The sequence below is a fragment of the Nonomuraea sp. NPDC049141 genome, assembly GCF_040648415.1.
Lineage (GTDB): Bacteria > Actinomycetota > Actinomycetes > Streptosporangiales > Streptosporangiaceae > Nonomuraea.
Window position 1 is genome coordinate 426,326 of sequence record NZ_JBEZDR010000005.1, and the last position, 17,421, is coordinate 443,746.

13 protein-coding genes are annotated in these 17,421 nt (G+C 69.8%); 7 read left to right on the forward strand and 6 right to left on the reverse strand.

Going from position 1 to position 17,421, the window contains the following annotated elements; genetic code table 11:
- The first annotated feature begins 20 nt into the window (after nucleotides 1–20).
- Together AB0B91_RS18080 and AB0B91_RS18085 are read left to right on the forward strand one after the other, a co-directional pair.
- Nucleotides 21–992: a LacI family DNA-binding transcriptional regulator gene (locus tag AB0B91_RS18080; protein ID WP_358320331.1), complete on the forward strand. Its 972-nt coding sequence runs from the start codon at nucleotides 21–23 to the stop codon at nucleotides 990–992.
- Entirely contained in the window at nucleotides 979–2,478 is a 1,500-nt protein-coding gene (locus AB0B91_RS18085) for a protein kinase (RefSeq protein WP_358320333.1), read from the forward strand. Before AB0B91_RS18080 ends, AB0B91_RS18085 begins: the two co-directional genes overlap by 14 nt.
- A 34-nt stretch (nucleotides 2,479–2,512) precedes the next feature.
- Here AB0B91_RS18085 and AB0B91_RS18090 read toward each other — a convergent pair whose 3' ends face one another.
- Nucleotides 2,513–3,898 carry a cellulose binding domain-containing protein gene (locus AB0B91_RS18090; protein WP_358320336.1) on the reverse strand — a complete coding sequence of 462 codons (1,386 nt, stop codon included), beginning with the start codon at nucleotides 3,896–3,898 and terminating at the stop codon, nucleotides 2,513–2,515.
- A 259-nt stretch (nucleotides 3,899–4,157) separates the two neighbouring features.
- Here AB0B91_RS18090 and AB0B91_RS18095 point away from each other — a divergent pair, with 259 nt between their 5' ends.
- Entirely contained in the window at nucleotides 4,158–5,219 is a 1,062-nt protein-coding gene (locus tag AB0B91_RS18095) for a lytic polysaccharide monooxygenase (protein WP_358320338.1), read from the forward strand.
- A gap of 9 nt (nucleotides 5,220–5,228) precedes the next feature.
- Complete coding sequence (locus tag AB0B91_RS18100; RefSeq protein ID WP_358320341.1) at nucleotides 5,229–5,765, forward strand: hypothetical protein; 537 nt, start codon at nucleotides 5,229–5,231, stop codon at nucleotides 5,763–5,765.
- A 241-nt stretch (nucleotides 5,766–6,006) separates the two neighbouring features.
- Here AB0B91_RS18100 and AB0B91_RS18105 read toward each other — a convergent pair whose 3' ends face one another.
- A complete protein-coding gene (locus AB0B91_RS18105; protein WP_358320344.1) occupies nucleotides 6,007–7,587 on the reverse strand; it encodes a cellulase family glycosylhydrolase in 1,581 nt (526 codons plus the stop codon).
- 75 nt (nucleotides 7,588–7,662) lie between these two features.
- Nucleotides 7,663–10,584 (reverse strand): glycoside hydrolase family 48 protein, encoded by a 2,922-nt coding sequence (locus AB0B91_RS18110; protein ID WP_358320347.1) that lies wholly within the window; start codon nucleotides 10,582–10,584, stop codon nucleotides 7,663–7,665.
- Nucleotides 10,585–10,860: 276 nt separating this feature from the next.
- On the opposite strand from AB0B91_RS18110, the gene AB0B91_RS18115 reads away from it, so the two are divergent.
- Complete coding sequence (locus AB0B91_RS18115; protein WP_358320350.1) at nucleotides 10,861–13,209, forward strand: glycoside hydrolase family 6 protein; 2,349 nt, start codon at nucleotides 10,861–10,863, stop codon at nucleotides 13,207–13,209.
- A gap of 103 nt (nucleotides 13,210–13,312) precedes the next feature.
- Here AB0B91_RS18115 and AB0B91_RS18120 read toward each other — a convergent pair whose 3' ends face one another.
- Entirely contained in the window at nucleotides 13,313–13,987 is a 675-nt protein-coding gene (locus AB0B91_RS18120; RefSeq protein ID WP_358320816.1) for a PRC-barrel domain-containing protein, read from the reverse strand.
- A gap of 294 nt (nucleotides 13,988–14,281) precedes the next feature.
- Between AB0B91_RS18120 and AB0B91_RS18125 the strand changes: the two genes are divergently transcribed.
- The gene (locus tag AB0B91_RS18125) at nucleotides 14,282–14,686 is read left to right on the forward strand and encodes an STAS domain-containing protein (RefSeq protein ID WP_358320353.1); all 405 of its coding nucleotides are present in this window, start codon (nucleotides 14,282–14,284) and stop codon (nucleotides 14,684–14,686) included.
- A gap of 15 nt (nucleotides 14,687–14,701) precedes the next feature.
- Here AB0B91_RS18125 and AB0B91_RS18130 read toward each other — a convergent pair whose 3' ends face one another.
- Nucleotides 14,702–15,526: a hypothetical protein gene (locus AB0B91_RS18130; RefSeq protein WP_358320356.1), complete on the reverse strand. Its 825-nt coding sequence runs from the start codon at nucleotides 15,524–15,526 to the stop codon at nucleotides 14,702–14,704.
- 150 nt (nucleotides 15,527–15,676) lie between these two features.
- Entirely contained in the window at nucleotides 15,677–16,156 is a 480-nt protein-coding gene (locus AB0B91_RS18135; protein ID WP_358320358.1) for an ATP-binding protein, read from the reverse strand.
- Between the two features lie 205 nt (nucleotides 16,157–16,361).
- Between AB0B91_RS18135 and AB0B91_RS18140 the strand changes: the two genes are divergently transcribed.
- Nucleotides 16,362–17,411, forward strand: coding sequence for a polyprenyl synthetase family protein (locus AB0B91_RS18140; protein ID WP_358320361.1), 1,050 nt, complete (start codon nucleotides 16,362–16,364; stop codon nucleotides 17,409–17,411).
- Nucleotides 17,412–17,421: the final 10 nt, after the last annotated feature.

Genomic DNA, 17,421 nt, shown 5'->3' on the forward strand with positions numbered 1-17,421 from the left:
ATCTTCCGCGAGGTGCTCCCATGTTTGAGCAGCCCACACTGGCACAGGTAGCGGCCGAAGCGGGGGTATCGCCCGCGACGGCTTCCAGGGTCCTCACCGGCTCCGTACGGGTCGCCACCTCGACCCGCCGGCAGGTCTACGACGCGGTGTCCCGCATGGGATACGTGCGCCATCGCGCACCCAGGGGATCGGTGGCCAGGGGACCGGCCGCCGGGGTCACGGCGGTGGTCTGCGACCACTTACCCCGCCTGTTCTCCGAGCCCTACTACGCCAGACTGCTGTCGGCCGCCGGTGCCGTACTGGCCGAGGACGGCACGCAGCTCATGGTGACGACGGTGACCCCGACCGCGTCCACGCTCCCCGAGTTGGGCGGTGCGGTGCTCCTCATCGGCGCCAGGGAACGCCATCCCCTGGCCATCAAGCTCTGTACCTCGGGCGTGCCGGTGCGGAACATCGGCCGCCCCCCGCACGACCTCAAGCTGCCCTACGTCGACGTGGACAACCAGGACGGCGGCCGTCAGGCCGCCGAACACCTGCTGCTGTCGGGCCGGCGGGCGATCGCCGCCATCGGCGGCCCGCCGTCGCTTCCGGGGGCCCGAGATCGGCTCGACGGGCTGGCCCGTACGCTGCGCGCCGCCGGGGCGACGGAGGTGCCCGTCGCCTACGGGGACTTCACCGCCGCCTCCGGCACGCACGCCATGCAGTGGCTGCTGCGCCACGCCCCCGGGCTCGACGCGGTCTTCGCCGCCTCCGACCTGATGGCCGCCGGCGCGATCCAGGCCCTGCGCCGCGCCGGTCGCCGGGTCCCCGCGGACGTCGCGGTGATCGGCTTCGACGACGCCCCTGTCGCCCGGCGTACCGTCCCGGCGCTGACCACGGTCCGGCAGCCGGTCGAGGAGCTCGCCATGGTCGCCACCCGGCTGCTGCTGGCCGGGACGACCGGCATCGACCCCGTCCTCCCCACGGAACTGGTCATCCGTGAGTCGGCTTGACCCGGGGGACGTCCTGGCCCGCAGATACCTGCTGCTGGACCCCCTCGCCTACGGTGGCATGTCGGTGATCTGGCGGTCCTTCGACCAGTCGCTGCACCGGCTGGTCGCGGTCAAGGTGCTGACCGCCTCGCTCCAGGCCGGGCTCGGCGAGCGCGTCCGCGTACGCAGCGAGGCCCGCGCCGCCGCCCGGTTCCTCCACCCGGACGTGATCGAGATCTACGACTACGGCGAGACCGTGACGGAGGACGGCGAGGTGGCGGCGTACGTGGTGATGCCGCTGCTCGACGGCACCACGCTCGGCGAGCGCATCGACGAGGGGCCACTGCCCTGGACCGAGGCCGCCGCCATCGCGCTGCGCCTGGCGCGGGCGCTGCGCGACGGGCACGCCCGCGGCCTGGTCCACCGGGACGTCACCGCCGACAACGTGCTGCTCACCGCGTCCGGGCCGAAGCTGCTCGACTTCGGGATCGCGGCCGCGGCCGGCGACCCCGACGACGACCAGGGCACCCCGCCCTACGTCGCCCCCGAACGGCTGGCCGGCGCCCCCACCCACCCGGCGGTCGACGTGTACGCGCTCGGGGTGCTGCTGTTCGCCATGCTCACCGGCCGTACGCCCTACCCGGAGACCACCTGGGAGCAGATCGAGGCCGCCCACCGTACGTCGCCGCCGCCACGGGTGACCGGCGCGCCGCACGGCATCGCCACGCTGTGCCGGCACTGCCTGGCGCACGACCCCGAGCGGCGGCCGACGGCGGCGGCGATCGCGGACTCCCTGGCCACCGCGCTCGCGAACGCCGCGTTCGGCCGGCAGGTACGGCGCGGCCTCGCCGTCGCCGGGGCGGGCGTGATCGTGCTGTCCTCGCTGCTGTGGCTCAACCGCCCGGTCGGCGTGCTGCCCACGCCACCGTGGCCCTCCGCCGGAATCCCGGTCACCCCCCGCTCCTCCACCGAGGCCACGGCCACCCTCGGACGCTCCCCCGGCACCACGGACGCCCCCCGGCTGTCCGCCGACACCACGACCGGCCCGACACTCTCCCCCAGCACCACGGGCGCGCCGCGATTATCCACCGACCCAACCACCGACCCGCAACTCTCGGCCGACACCACGACCGGCCCGCAACTCTCGGCCAACGCCACGGCTGCCACGCGATCGCCCGGCGATACCGCCGTCACGACGGGGCCGTACGTGAAAGCCACCCCCACCGAGCGCCCGTCCGGCCGGCGCTCGGCCACGATCCGGCAGGCGGTGGACGGGTTCCACGGGACGCTGGCGGGCGGCGAGACCTGTCGCGCCACAGACCAGGACGTCACGCTGGACCTCCAGCAGGTCCTGCGGCGGGTGCTCGACACTCCCGGCCCCATCGAGCCGGGCATGGCGGAACTGAAGCGCAAACTCGCCGACCGCGAACGCGAAGGCCGCCTCACACCGGCCTGCCGTACGGAGCTCCAGGCCCGCCTGGACGAGATCGCCACCGCCCACGGCTGAGGGGTACGGCCGGGCCGTACCCCTCAGCGTGCGCTCAGCCGCAGCCGTACCCCGACGGCACCTGAGTGTTCCCGTCGGGCCGGCTCGCCTGGAAGCCGAAGGCGGTGCTCCCGCCGGGCGGCAGCGTGCCGTTGTGCGCCAGGTTCCTGGCCGTCACTGTCTGCCCGCTGACCGTGAGGCTCGCGTTCCAGAAGCCCGTGACGGTGTGCCCGGCGGGCAGCGTGAACGTGACCGTCCAGCCGCTCTTCGCGGCCGTGCCGGTGTTGGTCACGGTCACGGGCTGCACGACGTAGCCGCTCCCCCAGGCGTTCTGTACGGTCGCGACGGCCGAGCAGCCGCCCCCACCGCCACCGGACAAGGTGGTCACGCTGATCGTGCCCGACACCTGTGACACGTTGTTCGCGCCGTCCCGGGCCCGCACCTGGTAGCGGTAGGTCGTGCTCGGGCTCAGGCCGCTGTCGGCGTAGGAGGTGGTGGTGCTCGTGCCGACCGTGGCGAAGGCGCCGGTGCCGGTCGCCCGCATGATGTCGTACCCGGCTAGCCCGCTGCCGCCGGAATCGGTGGCGGCGGTCCACGACAGGTTCGTGCCGCTCGACGTGGTGCCCGACGCCGTCAAGCCGGACGGCGCGGTCGGCGGCGTCGTGTCTGTGCCGCCGCCCGAGGTGGTGTAGGAGAACGCGTTGACCGCCAGCCCCGTCCCGCCGACCCAGGGCTCGAACCCGGCCTGCACGCTGGTGAGGTACCACGCCCGCTGGGCGTACCCCCGGCTGACCGCGTCGGCGTAGAAGGTGTCGATGGCGAAGTCCAGCGAGGACGTCGCCGAGGTGCGGACGTAGGAGATCACGTTCCAGCCGGTGTTGCCGAACCAAACCTGCCAGGTGCCGCCCGCCAGGCTCACGGTGCCGACGGGCGAGCCGACCGGCTGGATGGAGCCCTGCTTGTTGAGCCAGACCATGATCTCGGCCCCGGTGTTCTGCCCGTCGGTGCGCGGGGTCGGGTCGAACCACAGGTCGTAGGCCGCGTCCCAGGTGCCCGCGCTCGGGTAGCTCATGCTGACGCTGGTCCGCAGGTTGCCGAAGCCGCTCGCGTTGGTCCGCATGGGCAGGCCGCTGCCGGTCGTACAGAGGGCGTAGTGGCAGCCCGCGTAGATGGACGGGTAGGAGGCGGGCGCCCCGTTGGTCGGCTTGTTGTGCGCCGCCTGGGTGACCGTGAAACCGGGGGCGGTCTGGTTGACGTCGAGGCACTGCGCCGTGTCGGCGCCCCAGACGTTGTTCTGGACGATGTACTTGTCGCCCTGGATGCCGATGGAGTCCAGCTTTCCGCAGATCACCGGGGCGGCCTGGGCCGGAACGGCGAACAGTCCCGCGGCGAGGATCGAACCGATGGCCGCGATGATCAGGTGGATGTGCACGCGCCTCATGGCATGTTGCTCCCGCTTCTCTGACAAGGAGGATTGGGAGCGCTCCCACACGCAGCATCACGGCCGGTGCGGTCCCCCGGCAAGCACCCGCCCGCACCGCAGTCCGCGTCGAGCCGAGCGACCAGGCAAACCCCGGCCGCGACGGCGTGAAAGTTTCACGCCGCGTTGTCGGCCCGGTGGTCGCGTGGTTCAATCCGCTTAGCTGCCGGGCGGGCAGGTCGTGGGCGGGGTCTCTGTCGCACCGAACAAGGGATTCCCCATGAGATTCATCCGGTCGGCGGCCTTCGCCGCCGCTCTGGTCGCGACCCTGCTCGCCTCGGCCCTGATGGCTCCCCAGGCGCAGGCGCACGGTGTCACGATGTTCCCCGGCGCCCGTACGTTCCTGTGTTGGCAGGACGGGCTCAGGGAGAACGGCCAGATCATCTCCTACAACCCGGCCTGCGGGGTGGCCGTCGCGCAGAGCGGCGCCACGCCTCTGTACAACTGGTTCGCCGTGCTCCGTTCCGACGCCGCCGGCCGCACCACGGGCTACATCCCCGATGGGCAACTGTGCAGCGGCGGCACCGGCGGCCCGTACGACTTCACCGCCTACAACGCCGTCCGCTCCGACTGGCCGCAGACCCACCTGACCTCGGGCGCCTCCATCACGATGCGCCACAGCAACTGGGCCGAACACCCCGGCACGTTCTACTACTACGTCACCAAGAACGGCTGGAACCCGGACGCCCCGCTCAAGTGGTCCGACCTGGAGTCGTTCGGCAGCGTCACCAACCCGCCGAAGACCGGCGGGCCCGGCGCGCTCAACTACTACTACTGGAACGCCCAGCTCCCGTCCGGCAAGACCGGACGGCACATCATCTACACCCGCTGGGTCCGCTCCGACAGCGCCGAGAACTTCTTCAGCTGCGCCGACGTCGTCTTCGACGGCGGCAACGGCGAGGTCACCGGTGTGGGCCCCGGCGGCGGGGGCGGCACTCCCACGCCGACCATCACCCCGACCCCGGTTCCCGGCGCCTGCGCGGCGACCTGGAGCGCGACCGCCAATCCCGGCTGGCCGGGGCACTTCCAGGCCACCGTGACCGTCAAGAACACCGCCACCAGCACGATCAACGGCTGGACGGTCAAGTGGACCTACACCGGAGGACAGGGCTTCGACGGGTCTCCATGGAACGGCGTGCTGACCGGGCAACCGCCCAACGTCGCGGTCACCAACGCCTCCTACAACGGGCAGCTCGCGGCGAACGCGACCACCTCGTTCGGGTTCAACGCCACGGGCACCGTCCCCAGCCCCGCGCCCGCGCTGACCTGCACCAGCCCGTAGGTCATGCGGATGCTTGACGAAGTGCGGACGAGAAGGGCCGCGGCGATCGCCGTCGTGGCCCTGATCCCCGTCGCCGGTGTGGCCCTGTTCGCGGGGCTGCACCAGGCGGGGCGGTCCGAGCTGCGCGCTCAGCTCGGCGCTCAGGTGACGGACATCCTTGAGAGATCCACGCCGGCCGAGCACCACGAACACGGGCACGAGTTCGGCGAGCAGGCGGGCCGCGTCGTGTGCGCGGTCGACCCGTTCGGCTACGACCCGGCGGACGCGACCACGATGGCGCAGGTGAAGTGGGTCTATGCCCGCCACATGTGCGCCATCACCGGCCCGGGGACCGGGTGGGCCATGTCGGTGCGCGCCTCGGGCCCGATCGCCGTCCGGCTCGGCGACTCACCGCTGGTGAAGGTGCCCACGCCGGGCGCCGGTTACCCCGAGCGGGTCCGGCAGGTGATACCCGAGCGGTATCACGAGGAGGCGTTCGGCGAGTTCGCCGACGACGACGCGATCGAGGCGGCCCGCCGGAGGTTCGCCCTGGTGACGGCCCGATGAGTGATGGTCCGATGAGTGGCGGCCTGACGGGTGGTGTCGCCTCACATGCGGACGCGGCCGGCAGGGCAGGAGATCTCGCGGCCGGCCGCGTCCACGCCATCCGGGCGGGATGGTGTCATGGAACGGTTGCGTCAGTGACGGTTGAAGCACCACCTCCTCATCTACCGGTCGATGTCTACCGGTCGATTCGCGGCGTCGACCGGCCGGTGTGGCGAGGTCGCCGCACCGGCCGGTCCGGGGGTCAGTTCGCGCAGGTGTAGCCGGACGGCACGGTCGTCTGGCCGTTCGGGCGACTTGCCTGGAAGCCGAAGGCGGTGCTCGCGTTCGGTCCGAGCGCGCCGTTGTAGCTCAGGTTCCTGGCCGTCACGGTCTGCCCGCTCACCGTCACCGCGGCGTTCCAGGAGCCGGTGAGCACGTGCCCGGCGGGCAGCGTGAACGTCACCGTCCAGCTCGTCCTGGCCGCGCCGCTGGTGTTGGTCACGGTCACGGGCTGCACGACGTACCCGCTGCTCCACTGGCTCTGTACGGTCGCGACGGCCGTGCAGCCCCCGCCACCACCACCGGTGAGGGTGGTGAAGGTGACCTGGCCCGATTGGCCCGACACGTTGCCCGCCGCGTCCCTGGCCCGCACGTAGACCTGGTAGGCGGTCGCGGGGGTCAGCCCGCTCAGCGTGATCGAGTTGGTCGCCGACTGGCCGAGCAGCGTGCCCGGCGCCCGGTAGACGTCGTACCCGGTCACCCGGACGTTGTCGGTGGAGGCGGTCCAGTTCAACGTGGCCCCGGTCGAGGTGACGCCGGAGGCGACCGGGGTACCGGGCACGCTGGGCGGGGTCGGGTCGGTGGTGGTGCCGCCGTACACCGACGCCTCGCGCGAGGTGGCGGCGATGCCGTTGGCGCCGTTGAAGAGCCGCTGCCCCCAGGAGGTGAGCTGGGTGACGTCGAAGTTGGTGACCTGGTCGAGGTACTCGACGCCGCCGCCGTTGCCGCTCCACGACCAGCCCAGGTAGCCGAGGCCCCGGCTCACTGACTGGGCCATGATCGTGTCCTCGTCCGGGTCGCCGTCGGAGTGGTTGAAGCCGAACTCGCCGATCACCAGCGGCAGCCCGGCGGTCTTGAAAGCGTCCAGGTAGGACGTGATCTCCGCGGCGGTGTCGTACACGCCGTACATGTGCACGGAGAAGATCGTGTTCTTGCTCGGGTCGGCGTCGAAGACGGTCCTGGCGGTGTTGCGCATGACGTTCTGCCAGTCCTGGCCCCAGTTGGGCGCGTCCACCATGAGCGCGTGGTCGAAGCCGTTGGCGCGCAGCTTCTTGATCGCGTTGGCGGTGGCGGTGGTCCAGTCGGGGGTGACGGCGTTGTTGCCGACCGGCTCGTTGCCGATGTTGACGATGACGTAGTTCTCCTGGCCGGCCAGGGCGCTCTTGACGCTGATCCAGTAGTCGGCCGCCTGGTCGAGGGTGTAGGCGCCGCTCTGCTCGCCGTAGCCGGTGGTGTCGTGGTTCTCCAGTACGCAGATCAGCCGGTTGGCCTTGCAGCGGGAGACCACGTCGGCCACGTCGGAGACGCCGTTGGCGGTCCAGCGGCCGCCGCTGAGAACCACCCGGACGGTGTTCGCGCCCAGCGACTTGATGTCGGCGAACGCCTTGGTCTGCGTGGGGTACCAGGTGTGCGCGTGGCTGGTGCCGCGCATGACGAACTCCTGGCCGCCCGCTTCGAGGATCTTCGTGCCGCTGACGTGGATGCCGGTGGCTGCGTGCGCGGGCGCCGAGAGGAAGAGCAGAGGCAGACATACCGCGGCGAGCGCCGCGAGTCGTGTTCTCATGGGCGGCCTTTCGATGGGGACCCGCCCCGCCGACGTGGCAGGACGCGGCGGGGCGGGGCGATCAGGAGCGACGGCTCAGGGGAAGAGCCGTCCGTACTCGGCCAGGGCCACGGCCACGTCCACCTGCGCCCAGAACCGGTGGTAGTTGAAGACGGGGGCCGGCCCCGTGCCCTTGAGGAAGGCGTCGACCCTCGCGTAGTCGGGGTCGTTCTTGTAGAAGGACCTGATCGACAGGAACGTCGAGCTGGCGTTGATCGGGTCGCCGTTCGGCATGGTGCCGCTCCACCCGGCCGGGACGTACACCGGGTCACCGACCCGCTTGTAGTCCGTCTTGGTCTCCGGCACCGACACGCCCTTGGCGTCGCGGTACTTCCAGACGCCGTCGAGCAGCGCCTTGGCCGTGGTCCTGGCCGCCGTGTGGTTGGCCTTGGCGGCGTAATACATCAGGGCCTTGGCGTAGGCGCCGGTCACGCCGACGTCCTGGGTGTAGTCCGCGACCGTCACGTGCAGGCCCGGGTTGGCGGCGGGCATGCCGCTCGCCGAGCTGAAGTCGCCCGCGGGCTGACCGGTCCAGTGCAGCGTGGACGGGATCTGGTACGTGCCGTCCGCGTTGATCGTGGTGTTGGCCAGCGACCAGGTGACCCACTTGTCGAGCAGCGCCTTCGCATCGGCGTTGCCGGTGGCGTAGTAGTACTCGGCCACTCGCTCCATCGTCCACGCCTGGAAGCCGAACCACTGGTTGGACGGCGGGTCGTGGTAGACGGGCTGCCAGTCATAGGTCATGCCGAAGAACTTGGGCAGACCGGTCGGCGGCGTCCCGTAGTGGCCTTCCCAGCTGTTGGTCGCGCCGCCGGCGATGGCGCCCTCGGACGACTGCAGCCACTTGTAGAACTGGATCTGGCGGGTCAGGCTGGTGCTCCAGTCGGTGACGCCGGTCGCGCTCTTGGGCTTGAGCTCGGCGACGTTCGACAGGGCCCAGGCGGCCAGCGGGTTCTGGTAGCCGGAGTGGTTGTGGCTGGAGCCGATGCGCCACGCCCAGCCGGCGCTCGCGTCGGTCGCGCCGCCCCAGGCGTAGTACCAGGACAGCAGGTAGTTGGAGGCGTCCTTACCGGTGCCGGCCGCGCAGGACGGGCTGGTGCAGCCGGGCTTCTTGAAGTACTTGTCGTACATCGAGTACCGCAGGTAGTCGCCCATCTTCGCGGCCTTGGTGACCGACGCCGAGATCTGCGACTCCTTGCCCTGCGCCTTGGCCCAGGTCTCGGCCCAGTACGCCGCCTGGACGGCCCGCGCGTCGGCGTCGGGGGCGTTGGTGTACTTCCACTGCTTGGCGTACGAGCTGTCCTTGACGAACAGGTCGAGGTAGCCGTTGGGCCCGCCGTGCTTGAAGGTGTCGCAGGACGGCTGCGGGATCGTCTCGAAGACCGACTCCTCGGGGCCGCGCTGGTAGGTGTTGATGTAGGCGGGCTTGGTGGTGCCGTCGCCGCAGCGGCCGAAGCCGTAGGTGTTGTCGACGTCGAGCAGCCAGTGCATGCCGTAGATGTCGCCGGTGCCGTACGCGCTCTTCAGCTCGTTGGCGATCGGGTCGCTGCCCACGCTCACGCTGGTGTCCAGCGGTGACGGGTAGTTGTTGATCGAGGTGGACTCGGGGATGTACGTGGCCGGCTTCGACGGGGTGTAGAAGGAGTTGGTCGGCTGGTCGGCCGTGGCCGGGATGATGTACTTCTCCATCACGCCCCAGGCGGTGTTGAACTTGGCCCAGTCACCGGTGACCTGCCCGTAGACCGCCTCCAGCCACAGGTAGTAGCTGAACGCCTCGGACGTGGTCTCGTGCCCCTGGTCGGGCGCCTCGACCATGAAGGTCTCCAGCGAGTGGTACGGCACGCCTTCGGGTGAGAAGTAGCCGTTGGCCGGGTCGTGCAGCTCGTTGTAGAGCTCGGTGAACCGTCTGACGTACTCGTTGTCGCCGCCCGGCAGGTCGTCGTCGGCCTCGGTGGCGGCGACCGCGACCGAGGCGTAGCCGGTGGCGCTCACCGTGAACGTGGCGGAACCGGCGGTCGTGTCGGTGTCGTCGGCCGCGGCCAGCGTGACGTTCTGCGCGGTGTTCCAGTTGGCGGTGGTGAAGGTCAGGCTGCCGCCCGAGGAGACCGTGAGGTCGGTGTCACCACTGGTCTGCGCGGTGGCGACGGTCACGTTGCCGGTGGGCGCCCGCGACAGCCGCACGCCGAACGCCGCGGTGCCCTTCTCCGGCACGGCCAGGCTCGTCGGGCTCACCACGAGCGCCGGCGTGGAGTCGGCCGTCACGGTGATCCCGACGGGCGCGGAGGTGGTGGTGGCGCCGAGGTTGTCGGTGGCCCTGGCGGTGATCGAGTAGCTGCCCGCGGGCACGTTCGGCCAGCTGTAGGCGTACGGCGCGACGGTGTCGCTGTTCAGCAGCGTGGTGCCCTGGTAGAAGTCGACCTTGGCGATCGAGCCGCCGGGGTCCGAGGCGGTCGCGGCGAGCGGCACCGTGGCGGGCGCCACGAACGTCTGCCCGGCGGTCGGCGAGGTCAGCGCCACGGTCGGCGGCTGGTTGGCGCCCGCGCAGGTGACCCCGTTGACGGTGAACGCGGTCGGCTTGGGGTTGGTGCCGCTCCACGTGCCGTTGAAGCCGATGTTGGTGGAGGCTCCGGTGGCGAGGTTGCCGTTCCAGTCGAGGTTCTTGGCGGTGACGGCCTGGCCGGTCTGCGCCCAGGTGGCGCTCCAGCCCTGACTGAGCTTCTGCGTGGTCGTGGGGAAGGTGAAGCCGAGCGTCCAGCCGTTGATCGGGTCACCGACGTTCTTGATGGTGACGCTGGCGGTGAAGCCGCCCGACCAGTCGTTGGTGGTGTAGGTCACATCGCAGGCGACGGCCGCACTGGCGGGCGCGGCGGTCAGCGTGGTGGTCACCCCGGCGATGAGGACAAGGAGGAAAGCGGGTGCGAGCCGCCTCCTCAGGCGCGCGAACATTGTGTACGACACGAGGTCTCCATGGGAGTAGTGGATGGGAGCGCTCCCAACGTGGATTGTGGGTGGCTGTATGGAGATGTCAACGGAATGCCGTCCCGGTAACCCGCATATTTCCTCTCACCTGGCGCCGTGGCATGAAAGTTTCATGGACCTTCCGGGGCGTTCGGCGAGCATGCCGGGGTAGGCGACCCGGCCGAGCTTCACCACACCCTGTACACACCCGTGAGCACGGCTCAATATGGGAGCGCTCCCATTACGTCAGCCCTAGCTCCCTGGAGATGATTGCTCGTGAAACTCCACCGCGGCCTGCGCAGATGGGCCGTGACCGCGACCGCCGCCTGCCTGGCGGCCTTAGGGCTCGTCGCCGGCCAGACCACGGCAGCGCAAGCCGCGGTCGCCTGCGACGTCGCCTACACGCCCAACACGTGGACGACGAGTCCGGGGCAGGGCGGCTTCACCGCGAACATCACACTCAAGAACCTCGGTGACCCGCTCACCGCGTGGACGCTGGCCTTCGACTTCCCCACGACCACCCAGAAGTACACCCCGACCGGCTGGGGCGCCAACTGGAGCCAGACCGGCACCCGTGTCACCGGGCAGAACCTGTCGTACAACGGCAACCTCGCCACCGGCGCCTCGACCAACATCGGCTTCAACGGCACGTGGAGCGGCACCAACCCGAACCCGGCCGCCTTCACCGTCAACAACGTCACCTGTGGCGGCGGTAACGGACAGACACCCTCGGTGGTCACCTCCGCCACCTCGGTGTCCGTCAACGAGGGCGGCACGGCGACCTTCACCGCCAGGCTGTCGTCCGCCCCCACCGCCAACGTGACCGTCGCGACCACGCGGTCCAGCGGCGACACCGACCTGACCGTGAGCTCCGGCGGCTCGCTCACCTTCACCCCGAGCAACTGGAACACCGCCCAGACCGTGACCCTGGCCGCGGCCCAGGACGCGGACACCACCAACGGCACGGCCGCCTTCACCGTCGGCGGGACCGGCGTCACCTCCGCCACCGTCAACGCCACCGAGGTCGACGACGACACGACGCAGACGCAGTCGCTGGTCGTGACCCCGGCCGCGGTGACCGTTCCGGAAGGCGGCACCGCCACCTACACGGTCAAGCCGGCCATCCAGCCGTCCGCGAACCTGACCGTCACCTCCACGGCCGGCAGCGGCGACGCCGACCTCACCGTGTCCTCGGGCGGCTCGCTCACCTTCACCTCCGCCAACTGGAACACCGCCCAGACCGTGACCATCGCCGCGGCCCAGGACTCCGACACCACCAATGGCACGCGGACCTTCACCGTCGCCTCCACCGGCCTGACCAGCAAGACGGTCACCGCCACCGAGGCCGACGACGACGGCCCGCCGCCCGCCGGACATGTGGACAACCCGTACGCGGGCGCCACCGGCTACGTCAACGCCAACTGGAAGGCCAAGGCCGCCGCCGAGCCGGGCGGTGCCGCGGTGTCCAACACCTCCACCGCCGTGTGGCTGGACCGCATCGCCGCCATCGCCGGCAGCTCGTCCGTCATGGGCCTGCGGGCGCACCTGGACGCGGCCGTCACCCAGGACGCCGCCAACGGCTCCGCGCCGCTGACCATCCAGTTCGTCATCTACGACCTGCCCAACCGCGACTGCTCGGCGCTGGCCTCCAACGGCGAGCTGCTCGTCGCGGAGAACGGGCTCAACCGCTACAAGAGCGAGTACATCGACCCGATCGCCGCCATCATGAGCGACTCGAAGTACGCGAACCTGCGGATCGTCACGATCATCGAGCCCGACTCGCTGCCCAACCTGGTCACCAACCTGAGCTTCGCCAAGTGCGCGGAGGCCAACTCCACCGGCGCCTACGTCCAGGGCGTCCAGTACGCGCTGAACAAGCTGCACGCGATGTCGAACGTCTACACCTACATCGACGCCGCCCACCACGCCTGGCTCGGCTGGGACTCGAACTTCAACCCGTCGGTCAACCTCTTCTACTCCACCGTCGCCGGCGCCAGCGCCGGGGTGGACAGCGTTGACGGTTTCATCACCAACACCGCGAACACCTCCGCGACCAAGGAGCTGTACTTCACCATCAACACCACGGTGAACGGCACCTCGATCCGGCAGTCCAAGTGGGTCGACTGGAACTGGTACGTGGACGAGTCGTCCTTCGCCCAGGCCCTGCGTACCGCGCTGATCGCCAAGGGCTTCAGGTCGGGGCTCGGCATGCTGATCGACACCTCGCGCAACGGCTGGGGCGGCAGCGCCCGCCCGACCGGTCCGAGCACCTCGACGGTCCTCGACACCTTCGTCAACCAGTCACGCATCGACCGGCGCATCCACGCCGGCAACTGGTGCAACCAGAGCGGCGCGGGCCTCGGCGCGCGGCCGACCGCCAACCCCGAAGCCGGTCTGGACGCCTACGTGTGGATCAAGCCGCCCGGCGAGTCGGACGGCGCCAGCACGGACATCCCGAACGACGAGGGCAAGAAGTTCGACCGGATGTGCGACCCCACGTACACCGGCAACCAACTCAACGGCAACAACCTGACGGGCGCGCTGCCCAACGCGCCGCTGTCCGGCCAGTGGTTCTCCGCCCAGTTCCAGGAGCTGGTCCGGAACGCCTACCCGCCCGTCAACTGACGGCCACACTTCCGCCGGTCTCCTGACGAACGCCTGCCCGTCCGTCTCCCCGGCGGACATGACGAAGGCCCAGGCCGATCTTCCGGCCTGGGCCTTCGTGTCGTCACCGCAGCGGTGGCCGGTCGTCGAAGCCGCCGAGGTCGTGGTGATCGTCGGGATCGTCGTTATCGCCGAGGTCGTCGCCTCTGTCGAGCGGCATGCGCTCCTTCTCCGCCTCGACCCGTTCCACGTCGACCTGTTCCACGTCGACCTGTTCCACGTCGAACTGCTCCCGGTGGCCCCGGCCCATCTCGGGGGGCCGTGCCTTCCCCTTGAGGCTGCGCAGGTAGTCGACGGGCGTCGGCTCCTTCGCGGCCCTTTCGAGCGGCATGCCCTCCTGGGCGATCTCGGGCTCCACGTACTTGTACAGATGTACGTGACGCTTCTCCACCCTGACGTGCGCCTCAGGCGTGCGCTGGGACGGTATGCCCGACGCCCGGATGCCGTAGTGGCGGTACAGCCTGGCCTCTTCCGCCAGCGAGAGACGGCCGTCGACGTCGATGTTCGGCGCTTGTTTGATCGTCTCCTTGTCGAAGGGAACGCGGATCTCGGCCCCCGACCGGCGGGCGTTCATCAGCGGTACGAACGTCTGCTTCATCCCGAAGAGCCCCGTGCGTACGGTCACCCACTCGGGCTCGCCCGTACTGTCGCTGAGATAGACCTGCCCCACCTTCCCGATCTCCTCACCGTCCGCGCCCAAGACGCGACTGTCGAGCAGGCTGCGGATCTCTGTTTGCATGGCCACGGCGATCCCCCCGAGTCTCGTCCGCCGCCCGGCCGGCGCGCCGACCGGGCTTAAAGTGGACAAATACCCCGCATCTCCGCAAAACACGCTTTCTACGCGAGGTTTGGGGTCGCCTTGGACACCGCTTTGAACGGATAAATAGCTAAAATTGCCGTTCGAAAAAAGGGAAGGGTTCGATCCGTCGCACCGCGATATCCCGCGACGAAACGACTATCGTGCAGGCATGGCGAGCCATCCTCCCTTGCAGCCGCGGCTGATCGCAGACTTACCTCGCCGGTGGAACGCCTTATGTCCTGGCTGACGTACGCCTGCCAGCACCTGCCCGGCGTGACGGTGATCGCCGTCGGCGGCGAGCTGGACGCCACCAACTGGAGCAGGCTCGACGAATTCGTCCGGGAGTGCCGCCAGCGGCCCGGCGACCACCTCGTGTTCGACTTCGCGGAAGTGCAGTTCATGGACAGCGCGGGGCTCCGGGTGCTGCTCAGCACCTACACCTACTCCCGACAGCACGGCGGCAGCGTCCGCCTGGCGGCACTGCAGTCCATGCCGGCCAGGCTCGTCGAGATCACCCGGATCGGTGAGCACCTGCCGGTGTACCCCACACTCCAGGACGCGCTCACCGCCGCGCTGACCCCGCCGGAGCCTCCCCACCGCCGCCCCCTCACGGGCAACGGCGGCTCCGGCGCGGCATGAAACCGGACCGGCCGATCAACCCTTCTTCGGCTTGGCCTCCTCGTCCTTGACCAGGCTCCCGCAGGTGTAGCCCGGCTCCCGCTCGGGATCGAGACGGATGTCCCCGAGGTTCGTCGACTCCGCCGGCCGCCTGAACGTCGTCATGTTGTCACAGTCGTAGAAGACGTACACGCCGTCGCTCTCGCCGAGCAGCATGAGGTCGCGCCCGTCGTACAGCGGCTTGTCGTCACCGTCCTTCACCACCACCCACTGGTCCTGGAACCCCACCAAGCCCAGCAGCTCGTTGGCCTGGCCGGTGTTACGCACGTCCCCCGCGCCCAGCACGAGCCCGACCATGAGCAGCATGCCCAGCCCGATGCCGGTGAACGCGCCCACGAGCACCTTCATCCCGGCCCGCCCGACCGGCTTGCGGCGCAGCAGCCGGAACGGCACCACGAACGCCAGGATCCCGAACACCAGGGAGCCCAGCACGTACAGCGGCGAGATCTCCAACGTGAGCAGGTAGACGATGCCCAGATAGCTCACCCCGCACCAGGCGGCGGCGATGACCGCCGCGATCCACGGCCGTCGCCTGAGGCCCTGAACGACCCGGTTCACCGCACCGCGCGTCACCTTGTCGAGCAGCCAGCTCACCGCCACCAGGATCCCGAGCGTGGGCAGCAGCACGAGCAGCAGCATGATCAGCGTGCCCATGAGCCGCCCGAGCAGGACGGACTGGTCGATGCCCGCCTGCTCGGGATTGATGTCGAAGACCCAGTACATCTGCTCGATGCCCAGGTGCAGCATCGCGTAGAGCCCGACGCCCACGGGAACGACCACGGAGCCGATGCGCTCCAGCACGCTCACGACACTGCCGGACGGGTCCGGCTCCAGCCCCGGCTCCGGAGGGGAAGCCGGGATATCGGTTGACTCTTGAGAGAGTTGTTGCGTATCCACGATGCATGACCATGCTGGGTCATGGTTGAAATTTGGTTGATGTCCGATAAATAGTTACGCCCGAAAACCGTTGTGCCGATCCCTCGTGCTCGCGACCGTGACCCTGATCCGTCTCAGCGGCGCACGCTGCGGCGCCCGGTGGGCCAGTCGCGGCAGCCACATGGTGAGCTGGACCGTGGTGCCCGTAGGGCCGGTGTGGAAGCCGGCGCCGTCGCACAGGGTGCGGATGAGGTAGATGCCCCGGCCGGCGTAGGCGACGTCGGAGGGCCGCCGCCGCACGTCGACGTACTCGTCGGGGATGCCGGGGCCCTGGTCGCTGGTCTCCGAGCGGAGCATCCGGTCGCTCGTCCACAACGTGAAGTAGCCGCGCCCGCCGCCGTGCTCCACAGCGTTGATGAGGCTCTCGTGGACGGCGAGGACGTAGTCCTGCAGTCGCGCGCCGCTCAGCCCGGAGTCGGCCGCCCGCTCCGCCACGGAACCTCGTAGCGCGGTCACGTCATCGAGGGTGAAGGACTGGGCCAGCAGAGTGCGCATCACAAGCTCCTCGTCTTCGCGGGGTTGACCACGTCAACACGCGGGCCGCGCTTCTGGACCCATGACAACTCTTCGCCCTGCCCGCTCCGCCGGGCATTACACCGTCGCACCGGGCCGAGGGGAACCAGCAAAAAGACCCTTTACACCCTACGTATTCGATGACTAACTGTTGGTAGCGAACGCTCTACCGAAGGAGCCCAGCAGCATGGCGGTCGGCGGATGGCAAGACCCCGTGGGACCTCGCATCGACAGACGGCTCAATGGATTCCTGGACGACTGGCGCGCGCCCATCTCCGATCCCGACGTGGTGGCGGCCTATGAGTTGCTGACGAGCTTCATCCTCAGCGGCGGAAAACGGATCCGCCCGCAGCTGTGCTACTGGGGCTGGCGGGGAGCCGGCGGCGACGACTGCGAAGAGATCATCAGCGCGGCGGCGGCGCTCGAGCTCTGCCACGCCGGGCTGCTCATCCACGACGACATCATGGACGGCAGTGACCTGCGCCGGGGCCGCTCCACGATCCACCGCAGCCTGGCCGACCTGCACGAGGGGCCGGGTGCCGAGGCGTTCGGCCAGGCCGGCGGGATCCTGCTCGGCGCGCTCAGCCTGGCCTGGTCCGACGCGTTACTGTCGTCGTGCGGCGTGGAGCCGGACCGGCTGCACGGCGCCCACCACGTGTTCGACGCCATGCGGACCGAGGTCATCAGCGGCCAATACCTGGACATCCTCGGCCAGCTCCGAGCGGGGGCCACGGTCTCGGCGGCGCTGACGGTGATCCGCTACAAGACGGCCAAGTACACCGTCGAGCGTCCCTTGCAGATCGGCGGGGCCCTGGCCGGGGCGGGTCCCGCGCTGCTCGACGCTTACTCGAGCTTCGGCCTGCCGCTCGGCGAGGCGTTCCAGCTCCGCGACGACGTGCTCGGCACGTTCGGCTCCTCGTCCGACACCGGCAAGTCGGCCCTCGACGACCTGCGCGAGGGCAAGCACACGGTCCTGTTCGCGCATGCCGTACACCGGGCGACGCCCGCGCAGCTCGCGTACCTGCGCAGCTGGCACGGCAACCAGGAGCTGACCGAGGAGCAGGCGGACGAGCTACGCGGGATCCTGCTCGCCACCGGCGCGGTGGCCGAGGTCGAGGACATGATCGACCAGCGGGTGCGCGAGGCCGCCAAGGCGCTCGACGCGGCACCGATCACTTCCGAGGCGCGCGAGGCGCTGACCGTACTGGCCGACCAGCTCGCACACCGGGACCGGTAGGGGCGAAGAT